10 protein-coding genes, 1 tRNA gene and 1 pseudogene are annotated in these 9357 nt (G+C 44.7%); 4 read left to right on the plus strand and 8 right to left on the minus strand.

Going from position 1 to position 9357, the window contains the following annotated elements:
* Positions 1-356 precede the first annotated feature (356 nt).
* The 5 genes from chlG to IM485_RS19405 all read right to left on the minus strand — a co-directional run bounded on the left by chlG (position 357) and on the right by IM485_RS19405 (position 4321).
* On the minus strand, positions 357-1337 hold the full coding sequence (gene chlG / locus IM485_RS19385) for a chlorophyll synthase ChlG (RefSeq protein ID WP_287745084.1): 981 nt from the start codon (positions 1335-1337) through the stop codon (positions 357-359).
* Between the two features lie 6 nt (positions 1338-1343).
* Entirely contained in the window at positions 1344-2420 is a 1077-nt protein-coding gene (locus IM485_RS19390) for a Get3/ArsA fold putative tail anchor-mediating ATPase NosAFP (protein WP_194018262.1), read from the minus strand.
* 22 nt (positions 2421-2442) lie between these two features.
* Entirely contained in the window at positions 2443-2634 is a 192-nt protein-coding gene (gene petP, locus IM485_RS19395; RefSeq protein WP_002742483.1) for a cytochrome b6f subunit PetP, read from the minus strand.
* A gap of 342 nt (positions 2635-2976) precedes the next feature.
* The gene (locus IM485_RS19400; RefSeq protein WP_287745086.1) at positions 2977-3309 is read right to left on the minus strand and encodes a hypothetical protein; all 333 of its coding nucleotides are present in this window, start codon (positions 3307-3309) and stop codon (positions 2977-2979) included.
* Positions 3310-3424: 115 nt separating this feature from the next.
* The gene (locus tag IM485_RS19405) at positions 3425-4321 is read right to left on the minus strand and encodes an ABC transporter permease (RefSeq protein WP_104396306.1); all 897 of its coding nucleotides are present in this window, start codon (positions 4319-4321) and stop codon (positions 3425-3427) included.
* Between the two features lie 266 nt (positions 4322-4587).
* On the opposite strand from IM485_RS19405, the gene IM485_RS19410 reads away from it, so the two are divergent.
* From IM485_RS19410 to IM485_RS19420, 3 genes are all read left to right on the plus strand, one after another.
* Positions 4588-5481: a PEP-CTERM sorting domain-containing protein gene (locus IM485_RS19410; protein WP_104396305.1), complete on the plus strand. Its 894-nt coding sequence runs from the start codon at positions 4588-4590 to the stop codon at positions 5479-5481.
* Between the two features lie 129 nt (positions 5482-5610).
* Positions 5611-5820: a hypothetical protein gene (locus IM485_RS19415; RefSeq protein WP_287745089.1), complete on the plus strand. Its 210-nt coding sequence runs from the start codon at positions 5611-5613 to the stop codon at positions 5818-5820.
* 181 nt (positions 5821-6001) lie between these two features.
* Entirely contained in the window at positions 6002-6892 is an 891-nt protein-coding gene (locus tag IM485_RS19420) for an Rpn family recombination-promoting nuclease/putative transposase (RefSeq protein ID WP_287745091.1), read from the plus strand.
* Between the two features lie 116 nt (positions 6893-7008).
* Here IM485_RS19420 and IM485_RS19425 read toward each other — a convergent pair.
* Both IM485_RS19425 and IM485_RS19430 read right to left on the minus strand, forming a co-directional pair.
* Positions 7009-7090, minus strand: a tRNA-Leu gene (locus tag IM485_RS19425).
* Positions 7091-7144: 54 nt separating this feature from the next.
* The gene (locus IM485_RS19430) at positions 7145-7825 is read right to left on the minus strand and encodes a nucleoside phosphorylase-I family protein (protein ID WP_287745093.1); all 681 of its coding nucleotides are present in this window, start codon (positions 7823-7825) and stop codon (positions 7145-7147) included.
* 123 nt (positions 7826-7948) lie between these two features.
* Here IM485_RS19430 and IM485_RS19435 point away from each other — a divergent pair, with 123 nt between their 5' ends.
* Complete coding sequence (locus IM485_RS19435) at positions 7949-9004, plus strand: ABC transporter ATP-binding protein (protein WP_287745094.1); 1056 nt, start codon at positions 7949-7951, stop codon at positions 9002-9004.
* 229 nt (positions 9005-9233) lie between these two features.
* Here the strand turns inward: IM485_RS19435 and IM485_RS19440 are convergent.
* Positions 9234-9357 (minus strand): annotated as a pseudogene (locus IM485_RS19440) (IS630 family transposase); the annotation flags it as partial.

The raw sequence follows: 9357 nt of genomic DNA on the forward strand, positions 1-9357 counted from the left end.
GATCGACACCCCCCTTATCAAGGGGGCTATCCCTTATAGGGATCTTTCTTAACAATTTTTGCAGTAAGCACTCCAACCCTTATCCTGACTTGATTTCAGTTTTTTCTTTGTCAGTAAGGGTGTCAACAAGGAATATTACAGATTGTTAACCGAGTCTTGAAAGCCTTGTGCTACAAAGGTTTGAAATGTTAAGAAAGATGTGACTAAAGGACAGCTTATCAAGGGGGGCAGGGGGGATCGAACCGAAAATCTATTTTCACCCCTCTTGACGGATCAAGTTACCGTAAACAGAAGACCGATTCAAGGCGATAATGTCCCATAAACTGGATATTTCCTGTTTTTATTAACTACAATCTTCAGAGCATACCCTGACCTAAAGCCAAACCTGTCACCAACATTCCTAACACTAGAAAAGGCTGGGCGCTGGCTTGATATTTGACATCATTTTTGAGCGGATCCCGCAGAAAATACATATCTTGGAAAGTGATCTGAGGGATAATTAATAACAGTAAAATAGCGGCATAAAGATTCTGATGAATACTAATCAGATAGCCCGCAATTCCTGCTTGAAAAACATCGATCATAATCACGCAAATCCAAGCCGAGGTGGTAATTCCAAACATAACTGGCAAGGATTTTAAGCCTAATTTTTCGTCACCTTCCACACTTTTAAAGTCGTTAACCACAGCAATGCCTAAACCCGCCAGACTATAGATGAGAGTTAGGATCATAATTGTCCCATTTAACTGACCAAAAAGGGCGTGACCTGCCCACCAAGGTAATGCTATATAACTAGCACCGAGGGCATAATTTCCTAGCCAACCATTTTGTTTTAATTTTAAAGGTGGTGCTGAATAAATATAGGCAATAAAAGAACCAAATAGGGTTAAACAAAGCATGATGGGGAAATCATGACCGGCCCAGCGATCAAGAAGATAAGATATTCCTAACCCAGCCGCTAATAAAACCAAAATCTGGCCGACTACTTGCCGAATAGAAATCACCCCCGAAGGAATCGGACGATAGGGTTCATTAATTGCATCGATTTCTCGATCGTAAAAATCATTTAAAGTTTGGGTATAACCGGTCATCAACGGACCGGAAAGTAACATACAGGTGGCTGCTTTTAAGACATCTTCTAAAGACCAAGTATAATTACCCGATGAAGCAGCCCCACAGACAACCCCCCAAATCAGGGGAATCCAAGTGATCGGCTTCATCAATTGTAAGCGGATTTTCCAGAGGGAGGTTTCTGCCGATGAGGCCCCTTTCATGCCCAATAATTGGCGAGTTTTGGCCCCTCGCTCGTCCTTGTTTTCTATCTCTGTGTTCGACATAATCCCTTAAAAAGAAATAATTAAGTAGCCTTCTTGGAATTTGGCCCCTTTTACCGATCTTCCGGTCAGAGGCGGTGGTACATCAATATTACGCCGTTGATCCCCGGCTTCGATGGTTAATTCTGGACCTGATTGCGTCAGTTTTACCTGTTTTTTCTCGAATCCGGGTAAATAAACCTTGACCTGACCGGCTGCCGTATCGATTATTAACGGTTTGGGCGGCTGCACCGTGAGAAAATTGGGTAACTCGGCGATTAACTCCTGCCAATCTTCTCCTTGACGGTAGGGTAAAATCGCGGCTGGCAGCGGGGCAAAATCCTCCGTAGCACTCTGACAGCGATTAAAAATCACTCCCCCCACATTTAAACCGATTTGCTGCGCCGCACCCCAAAGATATTTGGCATCTGCGATCGCAATTGGATCATCATTGGTGACTAGATAGGCTAAAACTCGCCGGGGATCGGCTAAAGCGGAGCGCCCCTCGTCTAGAATGTTATTATCGGCCTTCTTCCCCAAACCGTCGGGATTAAAGGAGAAATTCAGCACGGCGGCAGCGATTGGTTGGAAAAAGGGAGAAAGGGTGCGACCAATCTCAGAATCGCTGAAAACCTGCAGAAAACGCCGTAAATACCAGCCACCCACCTCTGGAATCCCCAACATTCGCAGACTGTTGATATCTCCGCTGCCGTCGTAGATGATGACATCGTAATTTCCGCTTTTATCCTGTTCCCGCAGGAATTTTAAAGCTAGAGCTTGGTCCATTCCGGGTAAGATGCCCAACTCTTGACCATAAACATTTTTCAAGGTGGGAGAACGCAAATACTGCTTTTCTAATTCCTTGACTTCTTCCCAACTTTTTTCTAGTAATTGGGTACTACTAAGCTGGATAACCGAGAGATTGGGGGCAATTTCGGTAATAGAGGAGCTAGGGGAGGCCTTGAGGAGTAATCCCCAAGCAGGGCCGGAATCTTGACCGATCAAGAGAACTTTTGACCCCAGACCAGCCATTTTCTTTGCCGAAGCGATCGCTATTGTACTGCGACCGCTGCCCCCCTTGCCCAAAAAGGTCAAAATTAAGGACATAATTAATTCCTAAGCGTTGTATTTAGATGAGTTTGAGTTCATCCTCAAAAAACCAAGTAGCGGTCTTATCATCGAACTGGACAACAGCACCAACACCGCTGCCATCGGTCATCTTAAAATTTTTGATGACACCCACTTTACCCAATTTACCCGCTACATCCGAGTTAACGCGGTCTCTTAAGCGACAGACCTTGACTTTTTGCCCGATTTCCATTACTTCCACAGTTTTAATAAGACGATAATTCAATAAACCAATCCTAAGTTTAATATAAATTCGTGTAAGATAAACCCCCCAATGCTCTTCAGTTATCGGTCTTTCTCAGATCATCTGCACTTAGCGATCATATATACTAAGCAATAGGACAAAATCAACCTCCTGGTTAGGATGGGCAAGAGGCAAGAGGCAATAGGCAATAGGCAAGAGGTAAGAGGTAAGAGGTAAGAGGTAAGAGGTAAGAGGTACGCCGCCCCGATGTCGGGGGGATTGGGGGGGTAAGAGGCAAGAGGTAGTTAGATATGTGCAATTAATTGTGTCTAACTACTCAAAAAAGGAGTTTTATTTGGTTTCTGGGGCAGGATTTTGCAGATTTTCCAGTTGTTCTCTTTGCTTGCGTTTAAACTCCTCGGCCGCTTCGTTGATATTATTGAGGGTGTCTTCCTGAAATTCCGATCCGTCCCGGCTACGACGAAAATTACTATTATGAATCAAGTCTAAAGGATTAAAACCACCGAGAGCATCCCTGCCATCGGAACTACGTTCATTTTTTTGATAGTCTGGTTGACTGGGGTTCAAGCTTTGAGCTAACACTTGCGGACTAAAATCAGCCCCGACTAATAAAACAGTAGCTAGAAATAAAGACGATTTGATCAACATTCTTTGAGTATTCATAATCTAACTAACTCCTCGGAAAATTATCTTGTTTTTGGTGGTGAGAAAGTTACAAGCTTTTCAGTTATCAGTAAACTAATAACTGATAACTAATAACTGATAACTGATAACTGATTTAAGCAAAACGACGACGAAGTAAGGGCTGAATTGCTAAAAGGATTAGCAGATCAAAAGCTAAGAGCAGGCCTAAAACTGTCAAGAAATTGAGGTCAAGCCAAGGGGTTTGTAAGACTATGCTATCAAAAGACCAGTGCTGATTGAAATAAATATAACGGATCGGTTCGATCGCATAGGTAAGAGGGTTGAGACTAGCGATTACTTGTAACCAATCTGCCATAAAGTTTAAGGGAGCGAGGGCGGTACTGGCAAATAAAAGCGGTAAATTGGTGACGAAAATGACGGCGATTAATTCGATATGTCCGGGGAGAGCAAAGGTTAAACTGAGACTTAAGGCAGTCATACCCAAAACTATTAGGAAAACAATCAAAGCGATCGCACCTAATCCGGCTAAACTGGGCAATCCTGCCCCTAAAAAGGCACTAGCGGCCACGATCGAGGCGGTTTGGATGAAACTGAGGGCGATAATATAGATGGTAGAAGCGGCCACGATCGAGTAACGAGTGGTTAAAGGCGCTACCAAGAGACGGTTAAGAAAGCCAAATTCTCGATCGAACATTACCGGCAAACCAGCATTTAAGGCCCCGGAAAAAGCGGTAAAGACAATTACCCCGGGGGCGAGAAATTTAGCATAACTGAGATCGTTGCCGAATAGACCCTGGGGAGCATTATAAAACAATGCCCCGAATAAAATCAGCCACATAAAGGGCTGAATTACCCCCGCGATTAGGGTTGAAGGACGACGTTGTAATTGGATGAACAGACGTTTAGTCATGGCCAGAGTTTCTTGCAGAAATTCCCCTAGCACATTTCCCCCATCGTCCACCGTTGCTGCTCTAGTGGGATTGGGGGCTAAACTAGCTTTTAAGGAAGAAGGTGTGATGGTTTGGCTCATGAAATATTTACCTCTAATGCAGTCTTAACGAGTAATTTAGATAGTCAACAGTTTATAAGTGATCAGATGGCTCTCTTGGGGTCCCGGTGATCAGCAAATCCTCTCGAAGAAAAGGCTGACACCCTACCACTTCTCCAATATACAAGGGGCGCAAGCCCTGGGGGAGAGGAATGTAAATATTTATTAAATTGTAGCTTTTGATACAATGCGGGGGGGGGTAAGTGTGTACGTTGCCCTTTAAGCCCTATTCGTGTTTAATTCTAAAAATGAAAAATCCAATTTTAGCGGTGCTGAGTCAAAAATCTCTCTCAGTTGGTATTGTGGCATCAACCGTTTTCTTCGGCACTACTAGCCACGCCTTGGCCAGCGTTCTGATTGCCGGAGCTCCCAGCACTGCGATTTGGCTCAACGACGTTCAAGCAAAAATTGCTGGAACTGGCCTGATTTCTGGGAGCGTAGATGTACTGAATGTCGGTTCTTCTACCCCAACTCTCGCGCAATTACAGGCTTATGACGCCGTACTGTTCTTTTCTGATGCATCTTTTGCTGATCCAACCACTTTCGGTAATGTATTAGCAGATTACGTCGATGCGGGTGGTGGAGTAGTCCAAGCGACTTTTTCATTCTGGATCGCTGGCATAGTCATTGGTGGTCGGTGGAGGGCGCAAAACTACGATGTTTGGCAACCAGGAGGACAGATCTCCCCCGGAAATCTAACATTAGGAACAATTTACGATCCATCGAACCCGATCCTCGCAGGCGTTACCAGCTTCAATGGTGGGTCATCGAGTTACTACAATACAGTGGGATCTCTCAACCCTACAGTGGGACCTCTCAACCCCGGTGCGGTGGCAGTGGCTGACTGGAGCAATGGGGCACCGCTAATCGCTGTCAATACCTCCACATTTGCGGGCAAAATAGCTGGGTTGAATTTTTATCCCCCATCAAGCGATGCTCGATCAGATTTCTGGGTCAGTAGTACCGATGGCGCACTGTTAATGGCCAATTCCCTGAACTTCGTCACCAAACAAGTTTCTGTTCCCGAACCCAATTCTCTTCTTGGACTGTTTGCTATCGGCACTCTTGGCGCAGCTTCAACCCTCAAACGCAAACTAAAATCCTCCCAATCCACCGAAAAGAAACCCACAAAAGTCGGCTAAATTGGCCACAAAATATCACAAACACCCCTTCATTCAGTCAGTGGAGGGGGTTTTGTTTTTTTGGTTTTTCGATGGGTAGCATCTCAGTCGTGAATTATGCTAGGATTCGCCCTAGAATGATCAAAAATCATGACTACACAAGCAAAAGTAATCCAAGGCACGGCCAGGGAAATTAGGGAAGCACTGGCGCTTATACCGAATGATGAAGTTGTCCGCCTTATGGTAGGTCATCCCAGCTTATCTATTATTGCCAGAAAATTACAGCACGAGGCCGCAACTCTTGGCATGACAGCTGCGGAACACGACGCACTCATGGAATCGTTAAAAGATGATTTGTGATACGGGTTGTTGTTGATACCAATATTCTTGTCAGTTTCGCCATCCGTCCGAACGAAAATTTTGAGCAAATGTTCGATTTTTTGGCGAGACAGGCCATTACTTTAATTTCCGATGATACAGTTTCCTCTCTCTTTTTTTGGGGGTTTCATGGGAAGATCGCTATGGTGCAATCCCGATCATCATGAAACGAGACTCGATATTTTACCGGCTTTTTCAACAATCCCCCTCCCTTCTCTTCGATTTACTGGAAAACCCGCCAGATAATGCCACCGAATACCGCTTTGACTCCGTAGCCGTCAAAGAACCCAAATTTGAGATCGATGGCGTATTCCTGCCACCCGATAATGATAGTAGCGGGGTGATCTATTTTTGCGAAGTGCAATTTCAAAAAGACGAACGACTGTATGAAAGGGTATTTGGTGAATCATTTTTGTATTTTTACCGTCAGCGAGAACAATTTACCGATTGGCAAATTGTTGTCATCTATCCCACCCGCAGCCTAGAACAAAGTAATGCCCATCCCTACCGGGCGCTGCTCAATTGTCCTCAGGTGCATCGAATTTATCTGAACGAATTAGGGGAAATTCAGCAGTTACCCCTAGGGGTTGCCTTGATGGTACTCACTACTGTCGAAGAAACCCAAGCACCAGAAAAAGCCCGCTATTTACTGGCACGAACCCAAGAGCAAATTGCAGATACAGAAGCCAGTCGCGCCATAATAGAAATGATTGCCACAATTATGGTCTATAAATTTACTAACTTGAGTCGGCAGGAGGTGGAAGCGATGCTAGGACTACAATTGACAGATACAAGGGTATATCGTGAAGCCAAGGAAGAAGGACGACTGGAAGGACAACTGGAAGGACGACTGGAAGGACGACTGGAAGGGGAATCTGCCCTGATTTTGCGTCTGTTGCAACGTCGCTTTGGTGCGGTGGATGAGGTGTTGGCTGCCCGAATTCAGTCTTTAGAAATCGAGCAATTAGAGTCCTTGGCTGAGGCTTTGTTGGATTTTACAACCTTAAACGACCTAGTGCTTTGGCTAAATCGCTACTCGCAACCGCTTAACTAAACTTAGTCAAACCTAAGCCACCTAAAAGGATGAGTTAGGAAATTTTGATGGCCAAATATCCATCCCTGACGATAGGTGACAAGGGCAATTCTTGTCAGAGGGCAGATAAAAGTTTATGCGGATGGCGAGACTCGAACTCGCAAGGCGTAAGCCACACGCCCCTCAAACGTGCGTGTCTACCAGTTCCACCACATCCGCTTGATTTTAGCTTAATCACTATAGCACAGAAAAAAAATAATCTGCAAGCAACTTTTAAAAATTACTGCCGCACAACTTTCGCGCCACCTGAGTTAGTACGGATAAACCTTTTAGGGAACCTTGAATCAAATGGAAGGCTGGGACAGGACGGATTAACATTTGTCGAGCTAGGGGCAATGGTAGCAGCTGACCTTGATTATCAATTGCCGGGGCTAAATCGGGTAAATCCTGCGTCACCTCGTCGCTAATCACGCGCACAATTGCCACTTTTTGCCCCGGTAAAGCCCCTAAAATCCTTGCTCCTTCCATATCGACCACTTCATAGCCCCCCTGTCCTAAACGTCGTTTTTCCTCGGACTGGCTAATCAGGCGATCGCTGGTTAAACCTTTAACGAGACTATATCCGGTTAATTGGGCGATTTTTGCGGTTATTTCTGGTTCGCACTGCCAATAACTCCCCGTTTCTGTGCCACAACCTTGATAGATTACCCCATCTCCGACCCGATAGCGATCGCTGAGACTGCCCGCTAATCCCATCAGCACAATTTTTCCTGTGAGCTTATTAAGAAATTCTAGAGATTGCCTAGAGACTGGGGAACTGTCGAGGAATTCTGGAGCGCCAAGGTTAATCGGGATAATTTGCGGGGCTAAATCGCCGATTTTCCTTAATCCTCGACGGATTGAGCTATGCTCGGCCCCCCGGGGAACGAGAATAATATCTTCAGGTGTGAGCATGAAATTTTTGAGAAAGTTTCCTAATTAGTCTAGTGAGATGTTATAAACAATAATAGTGAACTAATTAGGAATAATTCTTAAGTAAATAGCCCTGCCACTGACTGGGCGATTGTCTTTCTCACCATGAAAAAGTCTGTCATTCTGCGTTTATCCGAGGTTAACAAGCGTTTTACCGCTGCTGCTACTCTAGCTGTCGATAATATCAGTTTTAGTTTAACAGAGGGCGAAATTCTCGGATTATTGGGTCCGTCGGGTTGCGGTAAAACCACTCTACTGCGGATGATTGCGGGATTTGAAAAACCATCTCAAGGAGTGATTGAATTGGGAGGGCGAATAGTTGCCGACGAAAAAACCTTTATTCCCCCAGAAAAACGCAATACGGGCATGGTTTTTCAGGATTACGCTCTTTTTCCCCATTTAACCATTGCTGACAATATCGCCTTCGGGTTAAAAAATTCTGGGGAGAAATTATCGACCAAAGCTATTAACGCTAGGGTGGCGGAAACTTTGGATTTAGTCGGACTGCAAGGACTAGAAAAACGTTATCCCCATCAGCTATCGGGAGGACAACAGCAAAGAGTCGCCCTCGCCCGCGCTTTAGCCCCAAAACCCTCTTTAATCCTCTTAGATGAACCTTTAAGTAATCTCGATGTGCAGGTCCGGCAACGCTTACGGCACGAGATCCGTCATATCCTGAAAGCGACCGGTATCTCGGCCATTTTTGTCACCCACGACCGGGAGGAGGCAATGGTGATCAGTGACACAATTGCCGTCATTTGTCAAGGAAAATTAGAACAAATTAACAATCCCGAAGAAATTTATAGTCATCCGGCCTCGCGATTTGTGGCTGAGTTTGTCACCCAAGCTAACTTTCTCCCCGCTAGACGGAAGGGTGGACAATGGCAAACCGAGATAGGAGTCTGGGAAATTGCCGATGGTCAAGATTTGGACAAAGGGGAATTGATGCTAAGGGAGGAAGATGTCAAAATTAAGCCAGATGAGACGGGAGATCTGGTTATTTGCGATCGCCAATTTTTAGGGCGGGAATACCGTTATTGTCTGCTAACGGCTACCGGCAGCCAAATCCACGCTAGAACAACGATTAACACCCAATTAGACATCGGTACAAAGGTAAAACTATCGATTATTCCCGATAGCGTCCGTGTATTTGCCGACTGATAACTGATACTATAGTCATTTCAGATAAGTCTGATACAGTCTAGACCGACAAAACCCTTATGAACTCTGGGATTGATATTCTCAATCTTAATTGAAATGACTATAAATCCTGTTTAAGGGGTGTAGGGTGGGCGTTGTCAGATGTAAAGATGAATCAAGCAAAAGTGTAGGGAACTGGAACATCCTTAAACTTAAGGTAATGAATTAGAAGCGGTAAGCTGTTCGTAATTTAAATTGCGTTAACAGAATTACCCTTGTTTTTCAACTTGCGATCCCACTTAACAATTAAACCTCTTTCATTTAAAAGTTGATGCAAAAGAGATTCTAATTCTTCAACTGATTTAAAAAGTCGA

Source organism: Microcystis sp. M169S2 (genome assembly GCF_020245865.1).
Taxonomy (GTDB): Bacteria; Cyanobacteriota; Cyanobacteriia; order Cyanobacteriales; family Microcystaceae; genus Microcystis; species Microcystis ichthyoblabe_A.

Bases quoted from the DNA above. Each gene is read 5' to 3' on its own strand.
- IM485_RS19430 (WP_287745093.1), bottom strand. From the start codon at position 7,825: ATGCTCACACCTGAAGATATTATTCTCGTTCCCCGGGGGGCCGAGCAT.
- IM485_RS19415 (WP_287745089.1), top strand. From the start codon at position 5,611: ATGACTACACAAGCAAAAGTAATCCAAGGCACGGCCAGGGAAATTAGG.
- IM485_RS19390 (WP_194018262.1), bottom strand. From the start codon at position 2,420: ATGTCCTTAATTTTGACCTTTTTGGGCAAGGGGGGCAGCGGTCGCAGT.
- IM485_RS19410 (WP_104396305.1), top strand. From the start codon at position 4,588: ATGAAAAATCCAATTTTAGCGGTGCTGAGTCAAAAATCTCTCTCAGTT.
- IM485_RS19400 (WP_287745086.1), bottom strand. From the start codon at position 3,309: ATGAATACTCAAAGAATGTTGATCAAATCGTCTTTATTTCTAGCTACT.
- petP (WP_002742483.1), bottom strand. From the start codon at position 2,634: ATGGAAATCGGGCAAAAAGTCAAGGTCTGTCGCTTAAGAGACCGCGTT.
- chlG (WP_287745084.1), bottom strand. From the start codon at position 1,337: ATGTCGAACACAGAGATAGAAAACAAGGACGAGCGAGGGGCCAAAACT.
- IM485_RS19405 (WP_104396306.1), bottom strand. From the start codon at position 4,321: ATGAGCCAAACCATCACACCTTCTTCCTTAAAAGCTAGTTTAGCCCCC.
- IM485_RS19420 (WP_287745091.1), top strand. From the start codon at position 6,002: ATGAAACGAGACTCGATATTTTACCGGCTTTTTCAACAATCCCCCTCC.
- IM485_RS19435 (WP_287745094.1), top strand. From the start codon at position 7,949: ATGAAAAAGTCTGTCATTCTGCGTTTATCCGAGGTTAACAAGCGTTTT.